This is a genomic window from Rufibacter sp. LB8, assembly GCF_014876185.1.
Taxonomy (GTDB): domain Bacteria; phylum Bacteroidota; class Bacteroidia; order Cytophagales; family Hymenobacteraceae; genus Nibribacter.
The window spans coordinates 3,364,026-3,387,188 of record NZ_JADALJ010000001.1; the positions used below are offsets into that span (position 1 = coordinate 3,364,026).

Below are 23,163 nucleotides of genomic sequence, written 5' to 3' on the forward strand. Positions count from 1 at the left end.
CCGGCCGGAAGGACTTTGCAGTAATGGATAATCCGTTACTTTTTGGTGGAGGTGTTGTTGTTAGACCTGATGGTGAAACTGCTGCCTTCTTTCTTGAACATGAGGTCCACGTCTTCGCCGGTGGTGCGCTGCATGAGGGCTTTGTACTTCTGGAAAAGGGCCTCTGACTGCTTCTTCTCGTTCACGTACAGGCCGGTCTTGTCCATCTTGAACGTGTAGTCTGCCTCCGGCGAAGTGATGAGTCCGTCGGCTGCCAGGGCGGCTTTGAGTTCGGTCATCATGGCCTCGTGCTTTTTCATGCGTTCGTTGTGCAGCACCATGCGTTTCTCGTGCTCCTTCATTCTAATGGCATGTTCGGCCTGCCGCTTTTCATGGTCTTTCATCCGGAGGGCGTGCTCGGCGGCGCGGCGTATTTGGGCTTCCTGGCGGTTGGTGTGGGTAGCCTCCTGCCTGGCATGGAATTCTTCCTGGCGGTCATGGTATTGCTCCATTCTGGCGTGGTAGTCCTGCATGCGGTCTTCGTAGCGCTTCATGGAATCCTTGAACCGCCGAAGGCCGTCTTCGTCATCGGGGCGCGGCGTAACCGGCGGCACGGGAGGCGTGGGCGGATTTCCCAACCTATTTGGGGCGACGGGTGCAGGCGGCGCTTCTGCCATGCCGTGCATGGGCGGCATGGGTGGCATAGGCGGGAGCGGTGCCATGCGGGCGGTGCCATCGGCCAATCGTTCCAGAGAGGCTTCGGCGCGGTCCATGGCTTCTTCAATCTCTTCTTTGTTGCGCAGCGGTTTGGCGTTTTTAGCGGCGGTCAGTTGGCGGTCAATGCGGTCCTGGTATTTGCTGATCTGGTCTTTGGGCACGCGGCGGCCGTTCACGTACAGGTCTACCACCTTGCCTTTCTTGTTCTGCACAATCACCAAGCCATCGCCTAAATCTTGCAGCCCTAAATCCTCGTCCTGGGGTTCTGCCGCAAGTTGCGTGATTATCGGCGCAGCCGAATCTTTTATGGCGGGGGCAGTCTGCTTCTCAGTGACCACTTCTCCATTTTGGCAGGGTACTTAGCCCAGGCACTGGCCGAGAACACCAGCACACCTGCAATCACGGCGCAGCTGGCCAGAAAGCCTTCAGAAAACGAAGGTCTTAAAGTAGATTTCTGCACCACGCGGGTGATGCGGCTCAGCAGGGAGCGGCGGCGGCCAGAAAACGCCATAGCCATACGGGGCGATTTTTCATTCTTTTTCATGGTGAGTTCTTCTAAGGTGGTTAAGGCATAGGCATAAGTGAGCGAATCGCCGCAGAGAGCAATGGCCAGGTCATCACAGGCGTGCTCGCGCTCGGTGCGCACGCAGTCTGAGATCCACCACACGGCCGGGTGAAAGAAAAACAAGGTTTCCACCAGGCTCTGCAACAGGTTCATGAGGTAGTCGCGGCGGTGCACGTGGGCCAGTTCATGGGCCAGCACAGCTTCAATCTGCGCCGTGGAAAGGCCGGTTAAGGCACCAATGGGCAGCAGCACAATGGGTTTGAAATGACCGATCACCAAGGGCACTTTCACCATGGCAGACTCCACCACGCGCACCAGCTGCGTAATGCCCAGCTGGCGGCTCAGTTCTTGCGCTTTGTGCTGCCAGGCCTCGGGTACGGGACGGGTTCTGTAGGTCTTGAGCCGCTGCACGTACGCCCAGCCACCAAGCAAACGCAGCCCCATCATGACCATGCCCAGAAGCCAGAGCGCCACCACGGCCGGCAAATGCTGGTTGAAATACGCCTGGCTCTGCGCCCAGACAGAAGCGAAATAGCCGCTGGAAGCCTCAGCATCTGGCAAACTCACGGTGGCGGTAACACTTCCCGCAGCACCTTCGGCGTGGTTCATCAGATAGGCGCCGCCATTCGGTTCATACACTTGTAGAAATGTGATAACGGCAAGACCCAGCAACACCACCAGCCCGGCCCCGGCTACGTAGTAGCGCGTGGCCGCCGAATGCCGGTGCATGAGCGCCAACACCGCCGCCAGCACCACGGCAAGAAGCGCGCCTTGCCACAAAGAGTGCAGCAGGGTCCAGCCCAGGGCGTGCATGACGGCCTGCGGCAACAGATCAAAGACGAGGTTCTGAGGAGTCATCTTCCAGTTTCTTTAAAAGGTTTCTGATTTGGTCTAGTTCTGCTGAGGTGGTTTTTCGGTTTCCCAGGGCTTGCATGACCAGTTTCATGGCCGATCCCCGGAACGTGGTGTCTAAAAAGCGGTCCAGCAAGTGTTTCTGCGTGTCTTCCTCGGTGACGGCGGCTTGGTAGAGGTGCGACCGGCTTTCTTCGTCACGGGTGACAAGGTTTTTCTCAAACATGATCTGCAGCAGCTTGAGGGTAGTGGTGTAGCCGGTTTCCTTGGTTTTGTTCTGTTCTTCGTTCACCAGGCGCACTGTGCAGGGGCCGTGCTGCCAGAGAATCTGTAATATCTCCAGCTCGGTGTCCGTTGGTTTCAATGGGGTCTTGTTCTCCATGGTATCTTGCGCTCTCCGTTATCTACGACTTGTTTCGTAGCAAGTATACGAACAGTTTCGTAAAAAGAAAATTTTAACACGAAATATTTCGTAGATGAGGTTTAAAAATCCTTCAACCATTCTAAAAGTGCGTGCAACCCAACTATTTATGACGAAGAAAAACCGAAAGGAAATGAAAATGTGGTCACCGCTAGCCAACTTGCCCAACCGAAAACCAACAGGAATCATTGGCTGCGTGCCCCGTTCCTGCGTACCCTTTTTTATGAATAAGAAATTAGCGGTTTTGCTCTTTTGCGGCCTGATGGGCAGTTTGCCGGCCCTGGCGCAGCGTTACAAAACGGCGGCGGGCATACGCCTGGGTGGCGAAGAGATTGGGTTCACGCTGCAGCAAAAGGTCTGGGAGAAAACCACCATTGAAGGCATTGCCTCGGCGGCTCCGCGCGAGATTAAGCTCACAGCCCTGGCCCAGCGGCATTGGCCCATGCTGGGGCAGCGGTTTAATTATTACCTGGGCGCCGGCGCGCACGGCGGAAGACTGAAAGACTACGGCGCCATTTACGGGTTTGACGGCATCATGGGCATTGAGTACAAAATCAACGGCCTGCCGTTTCTGCTGTCCGGCGACATTAAACCGGCCTTTCATGTAAAGCACGAGGAGTGGTTCAATCTGGGCGCGGCGTTCTCCATTAGGTACGTGCTGGTGAAGGAAAAAGCCCCCACCCCGCTGGAGATCATCAAAGGCATTTTTACACCCGGCAAGAAGAAAAAGAAAGACTAAGCCAGACGGGTGGCAAGCGTTTTTGGCTTCATTTTCAGAAATGAGCCCCAAAACGCCTACAGAATAAGCGTTACGCTCAGCTTACGCAGCCTCTACGTAAGTGGTGATGCCGTAAGAAGGAGGCACCGGATTTCCGTACTGGTCCACGTAAATGATTTCTTGCTTGGGCGCGGGCACGCTCAAAGAATCTTGCAGGGCGTAACCGGTTCCAGCACAAATGGCGAATAAAAGGACGATGATTTTCATGACTTGTTTTATGTTTGAGAGATAGACTTTCTGGTTTTAGAAGGGTTGCATCTGCCACACTTCTATGTTTTTAAACTGGCAAGTTCGCTTCCTTGCCAGCCTCACTTGAAAGATGCAGAACAAGCGTTAGCCGTTGCCTCCTGTGCCAACTATATTTGCCAAACACATGCCACGTTTATAAATGATTGAAATTCAGTTTATTGTAAATTTATCTGCTGATTTGGGGCGTGTAGAATTGTCCAGCGTCGGACAGAATTCGTTCAGAAGTGAACAGGTGTGCGGGCAGAATGCACCCTGTATTTTGTAAGCCGCTACAGGAAAAAGAGAATTGCCCAGAGAAAATTATGCTACCAGACTTAACCACAGAATTGGCGTTCCAGACATCAAGGAGCAGCGGGCCGGGCGGGCAGAACGTGAACAAGGTGGCCAGCCGCGTGGAAGTGTGGTTCCATATTGCGAACTCGGCGCTGCTGAGCCAGGAACAGAAAGACCTGCTGCTGGAGAAACTGAGCGGAAAATTGAACAAAGAAGGATTTCTGCACCTGGCCAGCCAGGAAGATAGAAGCCAGCTCGCCAACAAAGAATTGGTGGTAGCCAAGCTCTATGAAACGCTAGAAAAAGCATTGCATCGGCCCAAACCTAGAAAGAAAACCAGACCTTCTAAGTCAGCGGTGCAGAAACGTTTGGCTAGCAAACAGAAACAAGGCCAGAAGAAAGCCAACCGCCGCGCCGGGCCGTCAGATGAGTAAGAGCCGTTTTTGCCCTCGTTTCCAGAAATGAGCCCGAAAACAGAACTTCGACGTCAATAAAAACCCGCGTTAGAAACTGACCTGAATGCCGTTATTGAGGCTGTAGAGGTAATTGGGAATGGGCACCAGCGGTCGGTTCTCGTAGGAATGGCTGAACGTGTTCACCAGCTGGAACCGCGTGTTAATCTTCATGGTCACCGACACATCGCCCGAGAAGCGGTGCCGCATCATGCCGTCTGGCTGGTCATAGCCCACCTGGTAGTAATGAATGGTGCTCACCTCCAGAAACGGATTCACCGGCCACCGCACGCTGGCGTAATTAGAGAGCTTGGGAATGTGTTTTTTGAGGTAGAAATCTTCCTGCAGGTTGCGCCAGCGCTCATGCTCGTACATTAGGCCGGTGCCCACGTTAAACCTGATGTTCTCTTTTCGTACCACCGCAAACCTGATGCCCGCGCCACCCAAAGCCCTGAGTTCCAGGCCCCGGTTATAGTCATACTGCACCTGCCCGAAGGCTTCATACGACAGCCGCTTCTTGCGCTGGAACGTGACGCGCCCGTGCACGTAACCGGTTTCTATCTGGGTTTCGCCGCGCAGGCGCACGTAGTTGTAGGAGCCTAACAGCAGATACGTGTTGTGCTCAGACACGTAGCCAATGTTGCCCACGCCGTTCAGGCCAATGAAATGATCGGTCTGGCCTTCACGGCCCACGGGGCGGTTGAACAGGTTGAGGTTCACGCCCAGCTTGCCCGTGAAATAGTTAGAGGAATCCCGTTCCACCCGCACTTTCTCCACATTCAGAATCTGGGCTGGCGCCCGAAATACAAACAGCAGAAAACAAAACAAGAAAAGGCAAAAACGGGCAAAAGACATACGCACTAAAAGCCGAGGAAGGCGGAACTGATTCGCCGCAAAGATACGCCCCGCCGCCCAAGAATAAAAAAAGCCGCTGTGAACGCGGCTCAACATGGCGCCGTTTTGGGGCTCATTTCCAGAAATGAGCCCCAAAACGAAAATGGAATACTAGATGAACCAGCCGACTTGTTTCCAGCTTTTATAAAACCGGTGAAGGGAGGTTACGCTTGGCCCGAGCTAGGCATAAACTGAGTCACGGCATCGCCTAAATCATACACGGACACGTCTTCTACCACGGCGGTCAAAATGCTGGCCCCTACGGCAGACCGGTAGCCGCTGGCGCAGTGCACCACAATGGGCTTGTCGGTGGGGACTTCCTGCAGATGCTCCCGTAGTTCTGGCAACGGAATGGCCAGGGCGTTGGCAAAAATGGGTTTCTCCTTTACCTCATTGGTGTTTCTTATGTCCAGGATGGTGTAGTGGTCTGGGTTGGCTTTGAAGTGGGCCAAATCTAAAGTAGGGGCGGTTTCCACGGCGGCCGGCGGCGTGAGAATGGCACCGCGTATGTTGCCTTCATAGCCAATGCTGGCCGTGCGGCAAATGAGTTCGCGCAGCTGGTCTTCGTCTCTGGCAATAAGGTAGAACGGTTCATCTGGCCACACCACTGATCCCAGCCAGGTCTCAAACTTGGGCCCGTCTGGCAGGTTGATGGAGCTGTCCAGGTGGCCTTGTCTGAACTGGTCCTGGGGCCGCGTGTCAATGACCAAAGGCTCTTGTTCCAGTTTGTGGTCTGGACCCAGAATAGGCACTTTTTTGATAGCCGAGTCATATTTGGGCGCGCCGGTTCGGTTCAGTTCCACGGCGTGGCCAAAGTACTTGGGCACAAACGGAAGCTCAGAGGTGAGGTAGGTCACAAACTCGTCTTGGGTCATGGGTTGCAGCGCGGCGTTGGTTGCTTTCTCTTCCCCAATGGTGCTGGATTTGGCTTTGCTCATGGATTTTCCGCAGAGGCTGCCAGCGCCGTGGGCGGGGTACACCAGCACGTCATCGGGCAGTTTCATGAAGATCTCACGGGTGGTGTGGTACATCTGGCGGGCCAACTGGTCGCGTGAGCTGGTTTCATGGCCCACCGTTTCCCGTAAATCTGGCCGGCCAACATCACCCAGCAAGAGGGCGTCGCCGGTGAACACAGCTTGTTCTTTTCCGTTTTCGTCCAGCACCAACACAGAAATGCTGTCGGGCGAATGGCCGGGCGTTTCCAGGGCGCGCAGCGTGAGGTTGCCAATCTTCAGTTCATCGCCGTGGTTAAAAGGTGTGTGTTTGTAGGTGGCTCCCAGCTTGGAACTCACGTAAATGGGCGTCTGCTTGGCCTCAGAGAGCTCCAGGTGGCCGCTCACGAAGTCGGCGTGCGGGTGCGTTTCTATGATGGCGGTGATCTTGGCGTCATGCAGCATGGCGTATTCCTCATAGGGCTTGGGGTCCCTGGCCGGGTCAATGACCGCAATCTCGGCGTCGCTCATGAGAATGTAAGAGAACTGGGCCAGGTTTTTATCTTCAAACTGCTCTATTTTCATAACCGTAGGGGGATTGCGCCGCGCGTAAGGCTGGCTGTGGACATTAAACGTGAATGTCAGAAATTTGATGGTCATCTGCCACTGGTTTTTTAGGCGAGGTGGGTGCGCCAGGGTTTTCGTACCTTCGGCCTTGCCGAAAGCAATGGTGGGTTTTCCTTCATGATTTTGTAACATGCGCCTCTGTTTGCCGGTTATACCTGGTGGTGCCAGGCGCCAGACCCGTTTATTTCCCTCAGGTGGTTCTTTCAATTTCAGAAGCGCCCACCTTTATTTTTAGTTTGACACAATGGAAAATGCCAAAGGAACCCTCATTGCCCTGGGCGGCGGCGATGACGACGGATTGATTCAACTCATCAGGTCAGAGATCTGCAGCATAGACTCGCACATAGAAGTGATCACTACCGCCACGCTGGAACCCATGGAATCTGGCCAGGCCTACAAAGAAGCCTTTGAGGAACTGGGCTGCAGCAGCGTGCGCTTCATGCACATTGATGAAGACAACCTGGCCGACAAACCAGAGAACCTGGCCCGCATAGCCCGCGCCGAAGTCATTTTTTTCACCGGCGGCAACCAACTCAGGTTAAAGGAATTCTTGAGCGGCACCCAACTGCACCAACTCATGCAAAAGCGGTTCCAGGAAGAGGAAATCACCATTTCGGGTACCAGCGCCGGCGCGGCGGCCATGTCAAACCGCATGATTTATGAAGGCTACGGTTCTTATTCTCTCATGAAAGGCGAAGTAAAAACCACCGACGGCCTCTCTTTTATTGAGAACGTGTTTATTGACACGCATTTCACCGAGCGCGGCCGGTTTGGCCGGTTGGCGCACGCGGTCTCTAAAAGGCCCGAGTTTGTGGGCATTGGCTTAGGCGAGGAAACGGGCATCATCATCAAGAACGGCAACCACGTAGAGGTGTTTGGTACCGGTGTGGTCACCATCATGGACGGCTCCAAGGTGCGCTACTCTAATTTAAGCGAAGTGGACGAAGGCGACCCCATTGCCATTGAGAACCTCACCATGCACCTGCTGGTGGAAGGCCACGAATACTGCCTCACAGACCGAAGCTTCCGCAAACTTTCCCAACAGAAAAAGAACGTACAAGCCTAGATTGAATTTCCTGTTTTCGGGCTCATTTTCAGAAATGAGCCCGAAAACGGGAAGTTGAAATTCAAAATACTAATGGCAACTTTTTCCCTTGAGTATTGCCCTAACGGGAGTTTTACGCATTTCGTCCCCCTTTGAAGGGGGTAGGGGGATGATGACTCTTGCAGATGTTGGGATTTCCCGAGAATCATTTTCTTTTAGAATTTCTTTAGCTGATGGTTTTCCAAGCGTCCTTTTCATCCCCCTACCCCCTTCAAAGGGGGACGAAATGCGTGTTATTCCTGGGAAATAAAGATGTTCTATTGCGCGGAATCTGGCCAAGAATAAAAGAAAATTCCCGTTTTCGGGCTCATTTCTGGAAATGAAGCCGAAAACGGGAATTCCTTGAAAGCATCAGTCTATAAAACTCAGCACCTGAATTCCTGTTGCAGTTCCATGTTGATGGCCACGCCGGCTTTGGTGCCTTCGGCGGCGGCTACAATCACTAATTGCATGTCACGGGCGGCATCGCCGGCTACGTAGAGGCCGGGTACGTTGGTCTGCTGGTGCTTGTAGGTTTTGACTACGCCTTTGCTGGTGAAGTCGCAGTTGAGTTGCCGGGCCAGGTCTGAGTGCTGGTCAGAACCGGTGGCGAAGAACAGGGCCTCGCGGTTTTCTACGGTGCCGTTCTTGAGCACAATGCGTTTGAGTTCGGTGCCTTCGCCCTCTAAACGTTCAATGGCGGTGGTGCAGATGTCTACTTTGTTGCGGGCCAGCAGGTCACGGTCTTCGCGGGTGAGTTTGTTGGTGCCGTCTGTGAAGAGCATTACGTCACTGCTCCAGGTTTTCAGGGACAAAGACAATCCTATGGCTTTCCGGTCAAGGCCGTAGGCGGCCAACGGCTTGTTCTTCGACTCAAAACCGTCACAGTACGGGCAGTGGTGAATGCTGGTACCGTAAAAAGGTTCGGCGCCCTCTAGTTTGGGCCAGCGGTCGCAGAGGCCGGTGGCCAGCAGCACTTTGCGCGAAAGGTAGACTTGTTCGTCCTCGTCATAAGCCTGGAACATATCGCCTTCCTTGGTGATTTTCATGATGCGCTTCTGCTTGAAAGCCACCTCGTACTTGACCAAGTCTTCGCGGGCCAGTTGCAGGAACTCCTGGGGCGGGGTGCCGTCACGGGTAATGAACCCGTTCATAGCGTGCGAATAGGAGTTTCTATAGACCCCGGTGTCAAACAGCGCCACTTTGCGCATGCAGCGGCCCAGCAGCATGGCCGCGCTCAGGCCGGCGGGTCCGCCCCCTACAATAAGAACATCATACATACCTTTTCATCTTTACCAGACCATGGTTAACGCAACTGGTTTAAAAGAGATGGGCTGCGGTTCTTTTTTTTCCAGGAAAACGGAAATAAGCGGGGGCAGACCAGCCGGCGCACCAGTGACGGAAAGCGGGTAAAAAATTAAATTCAAAAAAAAGATAGTGCCCATGCATACTATTATTAGAAAATCTATTCCGTTTTTCTATATTTGATTAACAAATTGTCAAGACCTGTAAACACGTATCTTTTAACAGAATAAGCGCATGAAAAGTAAATTTTTAGCCTTTTTAGGGGGCGCAATGCTCACGGCGGGCGTAGTGAACGCCGGCGGTTACCAGGCCAACCTGCAAGGGCAGAAGCAAATAGGCATGGGCCACGCAGGTACCGGCCTGGCCTTGGACCAGAGCAGTATCTTCTTTAACCCTGGGGCGTTGGCCCATTTGCGCCAGAACGGTATTCAGCTGGGCATCAGTGCGCTGAATGCCAAAATAGCGTACCGCGAGCCTAGCCCCGGCATTGCACAATCTTACACAGACAACCCTTTGAGCACGCCGTTTCAGGTGTATGCCTCCTTTGGGCAGGCAGAGAGCGCTTTGCGTTTTGGTTTGGGCGTGTACACACCGTACGGTTCTTCTGTGAACTGGGGAGACTCCTGGCAGGGCCGTTTCGGTCTGAATGAACTGACATTGCAGGCTATTTTTGTGCAGCCAACCGTAAGTTACCGCATTTCTGACAAGTTGGGGATTGGCGCCGGGTTTGTGTACGCCCTGGGCGGCGTGAACCTGCAACGCAGCATTCCGCTGGATTTGGCCAATGGCCAGGAAGGCGGTTTGGAGTTGGACGGTTCGGCCAGCGGCATCGGGTTTAACCTGGGGGTGTACTTTGCCCCGTCAGAGAAAATCTCTGTGGGTTTGAATTACCGCTCCAGAGTTGACATGAAAGTAGACGAAGGCGATGTGACGTTTAGAATTCCTAGCGCCGCGCCGGTGGCTTCTAACTTCACCGCTACCCAATTCAACGCGGAACTACCCATGCCTGCTAATATCACCTTGGGCGTGGGCATTAAACCAACCGACAAATTGACGTTTGCCTTTGACGTGCAACGCGTGGAGTGGAGCGCCTACAAAGCCCTTACGTTTGAGTTCAACGGCAACGCCGGTGGCCAAGGAGTGACCAGCAGCACCAGTGCCCGTAACTATGAAGATGCCTTCATCTTTAGAGGTGGTGTGCAGTACCAGGCTTCTGACCTGCTTACTGTGCGGGCCGGTGCTTATTATGACCAGTCACCAGTACAAGACGGTTACCTCACCCCAGAAACCCCAGACGCTGACTCCAGAGGTGTTTCTGTAGGTTTAACCCTGGCCTTGACTGAGAAAATTGACCTTGACGCTTCTTTCCTGTACCTCAACAAAAAAGAGCGTTCAGACAGAGCTGACCTTTCTGGCGGCGTGGCGGGTACCTACAAATCTGTGGCGTACATCCCTGGCTTGGGCGTGAACTATAAGTTTTAATTTCTTTCCTGTAAGACACCATGAAAAATTTATTCCATAAAATAGGCACGGCCACCTTACTGTCTGCCGCCTTTCTGTTTGCCGGTTGTGAGCCGGAATTTGAAGACGATGTTGTTGTAAGCCAAGGGTCCCTGGACCTGAGCAAGTATGTGGCCATCGGTAACTCGCTGACCGCGGGTTACCAAGACAACGGGCTTTATTTAGAAGGACAGCTGCAGTCTTACCCTAACATTCTGGCTAACCAGTTCAGGTATGTTGGCGGCGGCGACTTTACGCAGCCGCTGTTTTCGGCGGGGCAAGAAAATGGCTCAGGCTATATTCGGCTTTCGGGTTTCACCTCTTCTGGCTTGCCTATTTTGCAGCCGGTTACCAATAACTTAGCCACTGAGTCTGCCAGCAATCCTTTCTTCAAAGATGAGTATACCGGCCCCGTACAGAATCTAGGCATACCAGGCATTAGAATGGAGCACGTGACCGTGGCAGGCTACGGCAGTTCACAGGGCAATCCGTATTTTGAGAGAATTACGGCAGACGGTACGGCTACTAATCCTACGGCCCCTTTGCAATCTTATGTGCAGCGAGTTGCCGCCAGCGGTGCTACTTTCTTTACCATGTGGTTAGGCAACAATGACGTGTTAGGCTACGCTACCTCTGGTGGACAAGTAGCTATCACCTCAGACGCCAATTTCCAGGGAAGTTTAAATGCCATCATGTCTGTGCTTCCTGCCAAAGGCGTGGTAATCAATATTCCAGATGTGACGTCGGTTCCTTTCTTTACCACCAAAGCCACGGCTGCCATTATGGCCCAAGCCCAGGCGGCCGGAACCCGGTTGTTCATCACCGCCGGTGACGGTGCCGTGAGACCAGCCACCGCTGAAGATTATGTGCTGCTTACCTCCAGAGTGGGAGAGCCAGACAACTTAGGAGGTACCCAGGTTCCGCACGGTTTCACGCCAAACAACCCGCTAGGCAACGGCGAGGTATTAGACGCGGCAGAGGTGACCAACGTGAAAAACGCCACTACGCGGTTCAATACCATGCTTTCTACCGCTGCCACTGCTAAAAATGTAGCCTACGCAGACATGAACGCGTATTTTAACTCCATTAAACCCGGTTTGGTAATCAACGGCGTAAGACATACACCGGCTTTCATTACTGGCAATATCTTCTCTTTAGACGGAGTACACCTTACGCCTAGAGGCTATGCCATTGTTGCCAATGAGTTGCTGAAAATCATAAATGCCAAATACGGTGCTACCGTGCCTACCATTGACGTAACCCAGTTCAGAGCGGTGCGCATTCCTTAGGCAGACACCAACTTCCTATTCAAATAAAAACCCGGCCAGTGCCGGGTTTTTTTATGGGCCTATGTCAGAATAAGAACCGAGGAATGGATACCTATAAGTAGGTATTTTTAAGGCATTTATGAAAAAAGGGAGCATTATGTTAAGAAGGGAAAGAGAGAGATTTCTATCTTGTAACACAAACAACTCTTTCAGAAACATTGCTCACCTATTAACCGCAACCCCATGAAAAAGAACTACTTGTTTTTGTTGCTCACGGCCTTCGCGCTGGTGTTTTCCGCCTGCGGCGATGATGACGACGACGAGGATGATGATGTAAAAACATCAAACATTGAAGGCCGTTGGCAGATGACTGCCTTCACGCTCTCTGTGGGAACCAACACCGCAGACATGCTGGAAGGGGAAGACGTTATCTTTGAATTCAAAAACGGAAAGGCCACCATCTACAATGAGGGCGTTCCGGATGACCCCGCGCCGTACACCATTAGCGGTGACAAAATCACCATCAAGCCCACAGATGGCAGCCCTGCGCAAACCTGGACCATTGACTCCGTGTCTAGCACTTCGTTAAAACTCAGTTTTATTGTGTCAGGCGGAGGGCAAACGGGCACGTATAGAATGACCTTCAGGAAACTGTAAGCAACACGCCTACACACAACCCATAAAAGCGGGGCAGCCACCAGGTTGCCCCGCTTTGTTTAAAACCTTTCTCGTTTTGGGCTCATTTTCAGAATTGAGCCCAAAAACGGGAGGCTTTCATTGCTATGGTAAAGGCACCATATTTAGCGTTTCCATTACTCAGAAGTAGGTATTTTGCTGCCGGGCAGGCACATTTGCCTCTTGGTTCTTTTTAGCTTTCTGTAAAATATTTCATATTTGGGCTCTCTTCAAAAGAGACCAAAACTGTCACACTTTAAAGTACTTATGCTATGAAAAAGAATTTACTTTTTATGTTGCTAGCGGCGTTTGCCCTGGTCTTCACGGCCTGCAGCAAAGACGATGATGAAGATGATGACATCAACGCGTCTGCCATTGAAGGCGAATGGTTGATCACCCAGGAAACCGACGGGGTAGATGAATCTGACAACTATACCTGGGTTTTTGATGACGGCGAACTGACCTGGTATGATGACGGAGATTTTGACGAGTCCTTTGAATATTCAATCAGCGGGAAAAAGCTAACCATCTCAGACGGGCCAGACCGGGAAACCTTCACCATTAACACGCTCACAAGTTCTAAGCTTGACATAAGTTCCAGTGATGGGTATAGAATTGCTTTCAGGAAATTAAGATAGCTTACAAACAGGAAGAGGCGACCTTTGGGGTCGCCTCTTCCTGTTTAGGTAATTCCTGTTTTCGGGCTCATTTCCAGAAATGAGCCCGAAAACGCCTAGTGCGCCTGCAGCCAGTTCTCACCGGTGCCCAGGCCCACTTCCATGGGTACGGTCAGCGGGAAGGCGTTTTTCATCAGTTCCTCCACTTTGGCCTGTACCAGCGGCAATTCCTCTTTGAGCACGTCAAACACCAATTCATCATGTACCTGCAGGATCATGCGGCTGGCCAGTTTCTCATCTCTCAGCCACTGGTCAATGTTGATCATGGCAATCTTGATGATGTCGGCGGCCGTTCCTTGAATAGGCGCGTTGATGGCGTTGCGTTCGGCGTAGCCGCGCACGTTCTGGTTGCGACTGTTGATGTCTCTGAGGTAGCGTCTCCGGCCTAGCAAAGTTTCCACAAACTCCTGCTCGCGGGCTTCATTGATGGCGCTGTCCATGTACTGTTTCACGGCAGGGAATTCCTGAAAATAGGCTTCAATAATCTCCGCGGCTTCGCGGCGCGGAATGGCTAATCTTTCAGCCAAACCAAACGCTGAAATACCGTAGATAATCCCGAAGTTGATGGTCTTGGCTTTCCGGCGCATATCAGAATCTACCTGGTCAACGGGCACATGAAAAACTTTGGCCGCGGTGCTGGCGTGAATGTCCAACCCGTTCTGGAAAGCCTCTTTCATGGTAGCGTCATTGCTGAAATGCGCCATGATTCTCAATTCAATCTGCGAGTAATCCGCGGAAAGCAGCACGTGGTTTTCATCCCTGGGCACAAACGCTTTCCTGATTTCGCGGCCTTTCTCGGTTCTGATAGGAATGTTCTGCAGGTTGGGGTTAGTAGAACTTAAACGGCCCGTAGCGGCTACGGCTTGGTTGTACGACGTATGCAGACGGTTATCCTCGCGGCAAATCAATTGCGGAAGCGCATCTACGTACGTGCTCTTGAGTTTGGTCAGCTGCCGATGGTCCAGAATCAGCTGCACTATCTCGTGCTCAAAGGCCAGTTTAGACAAGATTTCCTCACCGGTGGCGTATTGGCCGGTCTTGGTTTTCTTGATTTTGCTTCCGCCCAGGTTCATGCGGTCAAACAAGACTTCGCCCAGTTGTTTAGGTGACCCGATGTTGAACTCCATGCCCGCGTGCTCAAAAATCTTCTGCTCAATCTCCTTAATGCTGCTTTCCAGGGAAATGGAGGACTCGGCCAAGGCTTCGGCGTCAATGCTTACGCCGGCGCGCTCCATGTGACCCAGCACGCGCAGCAGCGGATTTTCCACTTCGTTAAACAGCTTTTTCAGGCCTTGTTTTTCCAGCAGCGGGTCAAAGTAATTCTTGAGTTGCAGGGTGACATCGGCGTCTTCACAGGCATATTCATAGACCTGCAGCGGCGGCAATTTGTCCATGGTGAGTTGGTGTTTGCCTTTGCCCAGCAGCGTCTCAATAGAAATGGGTGTGTAATGCAGATAGGTCTCTGACAGCAAATCCATGTTGTGGCGCATGTCGGGCTCCAGCAGGTAGTGCGCCAGCATGGTGTCATAGAGCGGGCCCTGCACGTCAATGCCGTAGCGCTGCAACACCACCAGGTCATACTTTATGTTCTGGCCAATCTTGGTGATGCTGGGGCTTTCCAACACTTCCTTGAACTCCTGCACTATCTCCAGGGTGGTTTCATAATCATCGGCCGGCACGGGAATATAGTACGCCTCACCGGGGATATAGCAGAACGAGATTCCCACCAAACGCGCCGTAATGGCGTCAATGCTGGTGGTTTCGGTGTCAAAGGAGACTTCTTTCTGCAGTTTTAGGTATTTCAGAAGCTGCGCGCGTTGCTCGGGCGTGGTGAGCAGATGGTATTCGTGCAGCGTGGTGTCAATGGTTTTGCGGGTGCCCGTGACGTAGCCGGAATTGTCAGCCTCTACGGTACCGTCTTCAAAGGCCACGGTCTCGGCGGCAGGCATGTCAAACAGCGAGGTTTGTCCCATGGGTTTGTCTGACTTGACGCCTTTGCCCACGGTGGGTTTGTTGGAAATGGGCTTCGGGACGGCCGGCGAAGCCGTGCCCAACACGCGCGTCGCCAACTGCCGGAACTCCAGTTCGTCAAACAGCGCGGCCAGTTTGTCCATATCCGGGCCGTCATAGCGCAGGCCGTCTTCGTCGAAGTCAATGGGCACGTCTAGGTGAATAGTGGCCAATTCCTTGGACATTAAACCCTGCTCCGCGAAGGTCTCAACGTTCTCCTTCTGCTTGCCTTTCAGTTCATGGGAGTGCGCAATTAGGTTTTCCACGGAGCCATATTTCTGAATCAACGTCTTGGCCGTTTTCTCACCGATGCCTGGGATTCCGGGAATATTATCCACCGCATCGCCCTGCAAGCCTAGAATGTCAATGACCTGTTTCACGTCACTGATTTCCCAGCGCTCTAAGACTTTGGGTTTGTCAATAATCTCGATGGCATTGCCTAGAAACGCAGGTTTGTAGACAAACACATGGTCGGTGACCAGTTGGTAATAGTCTTTGTCGGGCGTCATCATGAAGACGTCAAACCCGGCTTTCTCGGCCTTACAGGAAAGCGTTCCTATGATGTCATCGGCCTCAAACCCGTCCATCATCATGCCGGGGATTCCGAACGCCTCCACAATCTTTTTCACGTACGGAATGGCGATGGAAATATCCTCGGGCATGGCCTGGCGGTTGGCCTTGTATTCCACAAAGTTGTCGTGCCGGAAGGTCTTGCTGGGCGCATCATAACAGACACCAATGTGGGTGGGCTTTTCGCGGTTGAGCAAGTCTACCAGGGTGTTGGTGAAACCCAGCGCGGCGCCGGTGTTCATGCCCTTGGAATTGATGCGGGGGTTCTTGCTGAACGCGAAGTGGGCGCGGTAGATGAGCGCCATGGCGTCTAAGAGAAAAAGGCGTTTGTCTGGTGTACTCATAGGCTAGCGAAGGTACGGGCAAAGCAGAAGCTGTGCAACGGGTTTGATTCTTTTAACTGATGCTTGTAGGAAAGGTTTGGGTTGCATTTTCGGGCTCGTTTCCGGAAATGAAGCCGAAAACGAGAATTTCTTTTCCGCTGTTATTCTGAGCAGCTTCAATTAACCCAAAAATGTCATTCTGAGCTTGTCGAAGGATCTAACGAAGATTCTTGCTTTCCACCTTCGCAATTTCTATAGTAGTGCAGGCAATCCTTCGCCGTTGTTGGTGTTATCACCAACAACCAAAACTGCGGTTCAATCAGCTTTTGTGCACGCAATACACCTTCCTTCCAAATAACAGTTTGATCCTGAGTTCTACAAGACGGCTTGTTCCATAGCTGGGCTCCGAGCGCTCACGGCCGCGAGGCCCCGCCTTCCCCTCTCGCACTGCCCGTCTTGGCCAACTCTGATATTTGTTTCATCGCACTGCCTTACAAGGCCAACCCGCGAGGCGCTCGAGGGAAAGCCTGGAAAGGTGCGCGCTTAGCAGGCAGTCTGCAAGGAAAGACCTCACAGGTTTTGGACACCTGTGAGGTCTGGTGCGTTTTCGGGCTCTGGATTGGAAATGGCGGCGAAACTAGGATTGTGTGTAGAGACCAGGCACCGCCTTGTCTCCCACGCATTGTGTCCGATCACACCCTCGTATTCCAGAGAACTCCCCTCCTGTTCTAGGAGGGGTTGGGGGTGGTGCGTTTTCGGGCTCATTTCCGGAAACGAGGCCAAAAACGAAATCCATATTCTTCTTTCTGTCGCACAACTTTATCCTAAATTCTTATATATTTACTCTTCACTATATAAACTTTCGGCTATGGAAATGGAAAAAGACAAAACGCTGTGGCGCATCGCCAAGAAACGGGTGGGGTTCAAGCGGCACCTGTTCACGTACGCGGTGGTGAATCTTTTCCTGTGGGCCGTGTGGTACTTCAACAAAGACTGGGGCAACCAGAACGCGGGCGTGCCGTGGCCGGTGTGGGGCACGTTTGGCTGGGGCATGGCCGTGTTGTTCAGTTACTTTGACGCCTACCACAGCCACGGCGAAGACGCCACTGAGCGTGAATACGCCAAACTCACCAACAAGAAGAATTCTTGAAAACCTAAAGGTAATTTTGGTAGTTTTGTACATAGACCAAAATAGCTAACCATGCCTACATTTAGATCTGGGGTTCTGTTCGGAGACGAAGTACAGGACCTGTTCAAGTACGCCAACGACAATAACTTTGCGCTGCCCGCTGTCAACGTGATTGGTACCAACTCCATCAACGCGGTCTTGGAAACAGCCAAAGCGGTGAATTCCCCGGTTATCATCCAGTTCTCTCAAGGCGGAGCCCAGTTCTTTGCCGGTAAAGGCTTAAACAATGACGGTCAGGCCGCCGCTATTGCCGGGGCCATCTCCGGTGCGCAGCACGTGCATTTGATGGCCGAGGCCTACGGCGTTCCCGTGGTCCTGCACACCGACCATGCCGCCCGTAAATTGCTTCCTTGGATTGACGGTCTCTTAGATGCCGGCGAGAAATTCCACGCGCAGCACGGCAAACCGCTGTTCAGCTCGCACATGCTGGATCTTTCTGAGGAAGACCTGGAAGAGAATATCTCTACCTGCGTTTCTTACCTGGAGCGCATGAACAAACTGGGCATGACCATTGAGATTGAACTGGGCGTGACCGGCGGCGAAGAAGATGGCGTGGACAACTCAGACGTAGACAGCGAGCACCTTTATACCCAGCCCGAGCACGTGGCTCACGCCTACGAGCAATTAGGCAAAGTGAGCAACCGCTTTACCGTGGCCGCCGCTTTCGGGAACGTGCACGGCGTGTACAAGCCTGGTAATGTTGAATTACGCCCTGAAATCCTGCGTAACTCACAGGAATATATTCAGGAGAAATTCAAGACAGGCCCTAACCCGGTAGACTTTGTGTTCCACGGCGGCTCTGGCTCTGAGAAGGAGAAAATCAAGGAAGCCATTGAGTACGGTGCTATCAAAATGAACATTGACACCGACATGCAATGGGCGTTCTGGGACGGCATCAAGAATTACTATGAAGGCAAGCGCGATTACCTGCAAGGCCAGATCGGTAACCCAGACGGCGAAGACAGCCCCAACAAGAAGCACTATGACCCGCGTGTCTGGCTGCGCAAAGGCGAAGAAACCTTCATCGCCCGCCTGAAAGAAGCCTTCGAGGATTTGAACTGCATCAACCGCAACGCCTAATTCAGGTGCTGATTTTTTCATGTGCTGATGTGCGAATGGAAAAGTCTCAGCCAGCAAAAAGCCGATCCTTTGGGAGCGGCTTTTTTATTCAAAATAGGTTATTTCCTTATGCACAACTCGCCATTTACCTTTCTCATTTTTTAAGCTAAAGGAATGGCCATAGCCACACAGCCTGTCACAAGCAAAAGTTAATTCTATATAAGCTTTAGTTTGATCTTGTGAGAAAACCGGATTTGAGAAAATGAAGAATGCATTCGCCTTCTCTTGTGATTCATTTAATGCTTCTTCCAAAAGCAAAAGTGATTCAACTTTTACGCCATTTTCTCTCAGGTTTGTGATAGCCGTACGCTTTCTTAACCATGCTTTCTCTAGAAACCTGAAATATGTCGAATCCTTGTGTGAGAAAAGATAATGGTTTCCTGAAGAATCAGCTTTGACTAACAATAAATCCTTCAATTTAATCCCTGTCCCAGGCATGATAGGTGGAGTAATAGAATCACTTGTAAGAAGTTTAAATTCCAATATATCAGAACTTAGCGCATAAGAATCTTTGTGATTTAACAGTACAGGAAGACTATCATGTTTAATGATAGCTGTTATTATTGCTTGAACGTCAGAATTAGATGGCAAATGAAATTCCACATTCTTCTCTTTACTGCAGGATATTAGAAGAAAAATCCCGAAGCAAAATGTGAGTAGTTTAGGCATGATTTTATCATTTAATGGTAGATGCCTTACAAAAGGCAAATCCATAAAACCATTTAGTGTAAACATCCCCTTCACCCTCTTCAAAGGGGGAATCCCCATGTAGGCAGAGCTATAGCCTTTGCTAGCTATTCAAAAAAACCTTAATGCGGAGGTTGGTCAAAGGAAACGACGCCTTCAGCAGGCACTGGCCGCAAGGCATACAACACGGGCTTGCTGGGGCTCGCATCCATCACCAAACTGGTCACCTGCAAGTTCAATAAATACCATCCATCTTCCACGGCATCTGGCACAAAAATTAATTCAGTAATAGTAGCAGAATCCCGTGTAGCAGCAGGATATTGCCAGAACGCATGATGCGCCAGCAAAGCCCCGCCGTCTTCTTCCCGGTCCACAGAGGGCAAGTCCACGAGCAAATGTTCTATGCCATTAACAGCTAGAAATGCAGCCAAGGCAGGTTCTAAATAACAAGGATTGGTGCCGGAGTACTGCGCGGTGCGTTTGCTTTCTGAGTTTGGCAACGAACGCAACACTAAGGCCTCTGGCAGGTAATCAATGTCTAATGCGGTCAAAACATCAGATGCCATCACTACCAAATCGCCGTTCTTCTGAACTCGAGGTTCAACAGACACCACTTGCCCGGCAAACAGAAACCGTTTCAAACATTGGTCTAAGGTAGCCGCGGGATCTGGCGAGATGTGGCCGTAGCACTCGGTGTGGGTGCCGTTGCCGTGCGGGGTAAGGTGCACGCGCTGGTAATTGGTGGAGCCGCCCAAGGCCACGCTTCCCACAAAATCCCCGACTACTATGGTGTCCACCTTCACGGGCTCGGCCCAGAAACAGTTTACGTTCTCTGGCCCCGGCGCTAAGGGCAGGGAAATATCCAGCGGTTTCAGTGGGTTGAACTGATAAACTTTGTCTCTGAACGTGATGGTGGCGGAGGTTGAAAGCATGGCCGTCGTTTTGGTGCTCATTTCACGAATCTAAGCCAAAAACGGGAGCAGCGCCAGCCACTCCCGCAAAAATTCAGGTTACAGCCTAGCCGTGTACGGCGTGGTGGCCTCTGATTTCTGCACCAGGCACACATACGGGAACACCTTGGTGATGCTGGGATTTGCCTCGGCGAAGGCAATGCTTTGGTTGGGCATCAACACTTCAAAACTGGCCAGCCGTGTCGAGGTTAAATAAGGAGAACCGGCAGCGTCGGTTTTAAACATGGTCATGGGGCTGTCCCCGGCGGCGGCGCGCAGGTCTTTGATGCCGTTCACAAAGACCATGGGACCATCATTGTTCGCCCAGGTGGTGTTCACGAAGCGCTGGCCTTTGCTCAGGAACGCCGGAAGTGCGGCGGCCGGCATCATGCTTTCGCTGTCTAGGGTGTACACGCCAATAGACACCGTTTTGCCTTTGAAGCTAGATTCTGGTTGTTGCAACAGATACGCCAACGGAAGGCCGCGCTCCACCTTCACCGGAATGGTATGGAAAATGCCCCACATGCCGTACAGTTTCTCCTGCTGCAAGCCTTGCTCCTGCACCAACGTGTGCAAATTCAGGTACATCACGCTGTCGCGCTTTACTTTCTGGTCTAGGTACACCACGTTTTGGAGGGTGTGTCTGAGATCGGCGTTGGCGGTGTCGGTGGTTAAACCAGGCAGCACTTGGTTGGCGGCTTGTACCAAAGAGTCAAGGTTAAGCGTGTCAGTATCAATCAGTTGGGCTACGGGTGACAGTTCAGGTGAAGCCGTCTCTGGTAACAGCGTTTTCAGGTGAAGGTGCAGGGTTTCGGTGTCCTGAATTCTATCTATGCCCAGGAACTGGATCTGTTGGTCTTGCGGAAGGGTCTGGTTGAAGGCATGGATCTTTTTGACTTTGTCATAGAAATTCTGATTGCCCCACTGCGCATTGATCTTCGCCCAGAAGTTGAATACCTGCTGCAGGTTTTCTTCCTGTCCGGTGCGCAGGTATTGGTTCAGGAAATAAGCCTGACTTTGGTCTACTTCGGCGAGGTAATAGCGCAGGCCCACTTTCTGGTGCAGGTGCTGGAGCAAGGCAAAATCCAGTTCCTGCGGGGCGGCCGTGCCGTGGGCCTCACCCAGAAAGAAAACCTGGTTCTGGTAGAAGGCTTCGTCAAAAATAGGGAACGAAGGCGTGCCCGAGAAAGACACATTTTGCTTGTGCTGGTTCAGGTAGGCTTGGTGCGGAGTGCTTTCGCCGCCCACGGCCACCAGGCCATAGACCACGTACGCCAGACCGGCCAGCAGGAGTAATACAACGGGGGTGAGAACAAGGAAGAGGGCGATTTTTTTAAGTACTTTTTTCATGACGAAGGGTTGGTGAATCGTTTCGTCAAAAGTACGGCGGCCCAGAACGCAACGCTTGGCAATGGGGCAAAATGCGCCTTTTTTGGGGCTATAGGCACGTTTTGGGGCGAACGGCACGCCGCTTGGGGCGATTAGATAGGCGCAAACGCCGCCTTCACCACACCAGAAGATGCCCTTGCCACCGGCACCGTGCCCGGCGTGTGCGGGAAGTGAAGCCGGTAACCCTGCGCGTTGCCGCTCACCGATTCCACTTTGTCTAAATTCACCAGGTAAGACCGGTGGCAGCGCACAATGTTTAACGCACTTGTCTGGCTCTCTAGTCGGCTCAGGCTGGTGCGCAACAGTTTCTTGTGCACGCTGCCCTGCTCCAGGTAGACCACGGTGCAATAGTTGTCATCGGCTTCAATGAACAGCAGGTTATGCGCAGGCAAGGTAAGGGCGTCTTTCTCGTTTTCAGAGGTGAGCAACAGGTCTTGGGCGGGCGTGGCCAGCGGTGGCGCAGGTTCTTTGTGCGGAAGCGGCGTGAGCGGCTTGTATCTCTGCAGCATGAACACGTAGTTGATCAGCACCAGCAGCACCGCCGGCACCAGACCCATGAAAAACGCGATCATGGTCATGTAACTGATCTGCGCCAGCGAGAACGGCATCACCTTCACGGCCGCGCCGTACGCCGTGCACAGAAATCCGGCCGTCCCGAAGTGGGCCAGATTCCAGATGATTTCCTTGGCTACCGTCCAGCGGGCTTCCACAAAGAGCGTAGGTAACAGGCGCCGCAGCGCATAGAAATTGAGGAAAACGGACACGGCTGCCACCAACCCGTAGCCAGCCAGAATCAGGTTCTTAGACGGGTCATGCCAGTTGTAGGAACCGAACGGCTGAAACACAATCAAGGTAAACGCAATAATGACCCCAAACAGCACCGACAACACCAGGGTTCTGGAAAGGGTCAATTCACTCAAAGGGTACGGCTGCCGGAAAAACGAAAGCATCATCTCAACTTCTACAGGAATAAGATGTTAAAGATAAGCAGTTTCTGGCGGGGAAAGGCTTCTGCGGCCAGGGATTAATTTCTGAATGTCCGTTTTCGGCCTCGTTTCTGGAAATGAAGCCGAAAACGGAAAAATCAGCGTACACGAACTTTACTTGATGATAATGTCATATTTGGCCAGCAACCCCAGCGCGCCTTGTTGGGAGAATTTGGCTTTCTTGATGCGGTTGAGGTCTGGGTCCAGGGCGTAGTTAATCGCCGAGGTGAAATCTGCTTTCTCCAGGTTACTCCGCTGGAACACGGTGCGCTGCAGGTCACAGTCCAGGAAAACGGCGCTGGTCAAGTCGGTGTCAGTGAAGTTGGCTTCCTTGATGCTACAGCTTTTGAACGTGGTTTTCTTGAAATTCTTCTTCCCGAAGTACGCGTAATCCAGCGTACAACCCGTGAACGCCACCGAAAACAGAAAGTCATGGCAACCGCTGAAATCCACGCCCATCAGTTTGCAGTTCAGAAAGCGCACGTCTTGCAATTTGGCGTCTGCGAACTTGACCATGCTCAGGTTGCACGCCTCAAACACGCACTCAGAAAACCCGTTACGCGACAGGTCTGTGTGGGAGAAATCACAGTTTTTGAACGTGCAGCCGTCAAACTCGCGGCCGGTAATGCCCTGGTTGGCGTAGGTGATGTTCTCAAATACCTTGTTTTCGTGCAGGATTTCTTTCATGGGGA

The 23,163-nt window shown here is 52.3% G+C and carries 22 protein-coding genes; 9 read left to right on the forward strand and 13 right to left on the reverse strand.

Going from position 1 to position 23,163, the window contains the following annotated elements; genetic code table 11:
• Positions 1 to 35: 35 nt before the first annotated feature.
• From IMY23_RS14145 to IMY23_RS14155, 3 genes are read right to left on the reverse strand one after another with little or no spacing between them, the layout of a single operon-like run.
• Entirely contained in the window at positions 36 to 1,034 is a 999-nt protein-coding gene (locus tag IMY23_RS14145; RefSeq protein WP_192822713.1) for a hypothetical protein, read from the reverse strand.
• A complete protein-coding gene (locus IMY23_RS14150; RefSeq protein WP_192822714.1) occupies positions 1,001 to 2,119 on the reverse strand; it encodes a M56 family metallopeptidase in 1,119 nt (372 codons plus the stop codon). The genes IMY23_RS14145 and IMY23_RS14150 overlap by 34 nt, the downstream gene beginning before the upstream one ends.
• Complete coding sequence (locus IMY23_RS14155) at positions 2,094 to 2,495, reverse strand: BlaI/MecI/CopY family transcriptional regulator (RefSeq protein ID WP_192822715.1); 402 nt, start codon at positions 2,493 to 2,495, stop codon at positions 2,094 to 2,096. Before IMY23_RS14155 ends, IMY23_RS14150 begins: the two co-directional genes overlap by 26 nt.
• Positions 2,496 to 2,757: 262 nt before the next feature.
• Between IMY23_RS14155 and IMY23_RS14160 the strand changes: the two genes are divergently transcribed.
• Positions 2,758 to 3,273, forward strand: coding sequence for a hypothetical protein (locus IMY23_RS14160; protein WP_192822716.1), 516 nt, complete (start codon positions 2,758 to 2,760; stop codon positions 3,271 to 3,273).
• Between the two features lie 81 nt (positions 3,274 to 3,354).
• On the opposite strand, the gene IMY23_RS14165 is transcribed toward IMY23_RS14160, so the two are convergent.
• Positions 3,355 to 3,519, reverse strand: a complete 165-nt coding sequence (locus IMY23_RS14165; protein WP_192822717.1) for a hypothetical protein — start codon at positions 3,517 to 3,519, stop codon at positions 3,355 to 3,357.
• A 344-nt stretch (positions 3,520 to 3,863) separates the two neighbouring features.
• On the opposite strand from IMY23_RS14165, the gene arfB reads away from it, so the two are divergent.
• Entirely contained in the window at positions 3,864 to 4,268 is a 405-nt protein-coding gene (gene arfB, locus IMY23_RS14170; protein ID WP_192822718.1) for an alternative ribosome rescue aminoacyl-tRNA hydrolase ArfB, read from the forward strand.
• 69 nt (positions 4,269 to 4,337) lie between these two features.
• On the opposite strand, the gene IMY23_RS14175 is transcribed toward arfB, so the two are convergent.
• Both IMY23_RS14175 and IMY23_RS14180 read right to left on the reverse strand, forming a co-directional pair.
• Positions 4,338 to 5,114 (reverse strand): DUF481 domain-containing protein, encoded by a 777-nt coding sequence (locus IMY23_RS14175; RefSeq protein ID WP_192822719.1) that lies wholly within the window; start codon positions 5,112 to 5,114, stop codon positions 4,338 to 4,340.
• Positions 5,115 to 5,344: 230 nt separating this feature from the next.
• The gene (locus tag IMY23_RS14180) at positions 5,345 to 6,871 is read right to left on the reverse strand and encodes a rhodanese-like domain-containing protein (protein WP_370589857.1); all 1,527 of its coding nucleotides are present in this window, start codon (positions 6,869 to 6,871) and stop codon (positions 5,345 to 5,347) included.
• Positions 6,872 to 6,983: 112 nt separating this feature from the next.
• Here IMY23_RS14180 and IMY23_RS14185 point away from each other — a divergent pair, with 112 nt between their 5' ends.
• Entirely contained in the window at positions 6,984 to 7,805 is an 822-nt protein-coding gene (locus IMY23_RS14185) for a cyanophycinase (RefSeq protein WP_192822720.1), read from the forward strand.
• Positions 7,806 to 8,209: 404 nt separating this feature from the next.
• On the opposite strand, the gene IMY23_RS14190 is transcribed toward IMY23_RS14185, so the two are convergent.
• A complete protein-coding gene (locus tag IMY23_RS14190) occupies positions 8,210 to 9,103 on the reverse strand; it encodes an NAD(P)/FAD-dependent oxidoreductase (protein ID WP_192822721.1) in 894 nt (297 codons plus the stop codon).
• A 259-nt stretch (positions 9,104 to 9,362) separates the two neighbouring features.
• On the opposite strand from IMY23_RS14190, the gene IMY23_RS14195 reads away from it, so the two are divergent.
• The 4 genes from IMY23_RS14195 to IMY23_RS14210 all read left to right on the forward strand — a co-directional run bounded on the left by IMY23_RS14195 (position 9,363) and on the right by IMY23_RS14210 (position 13,209).
• Positions 9,363 to 10,610, forward strand: coding sequence for an OmpP1/FadL family transporter (locus IMY23_RS14195; RefSeq protein ID WP_192822722.1), 1,248 nt, complete (start codon positions 9,363 to 9,365; stop codon positions 10,608 to 10,610).
• Between the two features lie 20 nt (positions 10,611 to 10,630).
• Complete coding sequence (locus tag IMY23_RS14200) at positions 10,631 to 11,917, forward strand: SGNH/GDSL hydrolase family protein (protein WP_192822723.1); 1,287 nt, start codon at positions 10,631 to 10,633, stop codon at positions 11,915 to 11,917.
• Between the two features lie 222 nt (positions 11,918 to 12,139).
• On the forward strand, positions 12,140 to 12,553 hold the full coding sequence (locus tag IMY23_RS14205) for a lipocalin family protein (protein ID WP_192822724.1): 414 nt from the start codon (positions 12,140 to 12,142) through the stop codon (positions 12,551 to 12,553).
• A 290-nt stretch (positions 12,554 to 12,843) separates the two neighbouring features.
• Entirely contained in the window at positions 12,844 to 13,209 is a 366-nt protein-coding gene (locus IMY23_RS14210) for a lipocalin family protein (protein WP_192822725.1), read from the forward strand.
• 95 nt (positions 13,210 to 13,304) lie between these two features.
• Here the strand turns inward: IMY23_RS14210 and polA are convergent, their stop codons facing one another.
• Positions 13,305 to 16,172, reverse strand: coding sequence for a DNA polymerase I (polA, locus tag IMY23_RS14215; RefSeq protein WP_192822726.1), 2,868 nt, complete (start codon positions 16,170 to 16,172; stop codon positions 13,305 to 13,307).
• Between the two features lie 853 nt (positions 16,173 to 17,025).
• On the opposite strand from polA, the gene IMY23_RS14220 reads away from it, so the two are divergent.
• Entirely contained in the window at positions 17,026 to 17,301 is a 276-nt protein-coding gene (locus IMY23_RS14220; RefSeq protein WP_192822727.1) for a 2TM domain-containing protein, read from the forward strand.
• Between the two features lie 51 nt (positions 17,302 to 17,352).
• Positions 17,353 to 18,420 carry a class II fructose-bisphosphate aldolase gene (fbaA, locus tag IMY23_RS14225; protein ID WP_192822728.1) on the forward strand — a complete coding sequence of 356 codons (1,068 nt, stop codon included), beginning with the start codon at positions 17,353 to 17,355 and terminating at the stop codon, positions 18,418 to 18,420.
• 84 nt (positions 18,421 to 18,504) lie between these two features.
• Here fbaA and IMY23_RS14230 read toward each other — a convergent pair whose 3' ends face one another.
• From IMY23_RS14230 to IMY23_RS14250, 5 genes are all read right to left on the reverse strand, one after another.
• The gene (locus IMY23_RS14230) at positions 18,505 to 19,227 is read right to left on the reverse strand and encodes a hypothetical protein (RefSeq protein WP_192822729.1); all 723 of its coding nucleotides are present in this window, start codon (positions 19,225 to 19,227) and stop codon (positions 18,505 to 18,507) included.
• Positions 19,228 to 19,268: 41 nt separating this feature from the next.
• Positions 19,269 to 20,078, reverse strand: a complete 810-nt coding sequence (locus IMY23_RS14235) for a cyclase family protein (protein ID WP_192822730.1) — start codon at positions 20,076 to 20,078, stop codon at positions 19,269 to 19,271.
• A 78-nt stretch (positions 20,079 to 20,156) separates the two neighbouring features.
• The gene (locus IMY23_RS14240; protein WP_192822731.1) at positions 20,157 to 21,446 is read right to left on the reverse strand and encodes an erythromycin esterase family protein; all 1,290 of its coding nucleotides are present in this window, start codon (positions 21,444 to 21,446) and stop codon (positions 20,157 to 20,159) included.
• A 131-nt stretch (positions 21,447 to 21,577) separates the two neighbouring features.
• Complete coding sequence (locus tag IMY23_RS14245) at positions 21,578 to 22,438, reverse strand: LytTR family DNA-binding domain-containing protein (protein ID WP_192822732.1); 861 nt, start codon at positions 22,436 to 22,438, stop codon at positions 21,578 to 21,580.
• Positions 22,439 to 22,585: 147 nt separating this feature from the next.
• Complete coding sequence (locus IMY23_RS14250; RefSeq protein WP_192822733.1) at positions 22,586 to 23,158, reverse strand: pentapeptide repeat-containing protein; 573 nt, start codon at positions 23,156 to 23,158, stop codon at positions 22,586 to 22,588.
• Between the last annotated feature and the right edge of the window lie 5 nt (positions 23,159 to 23,163).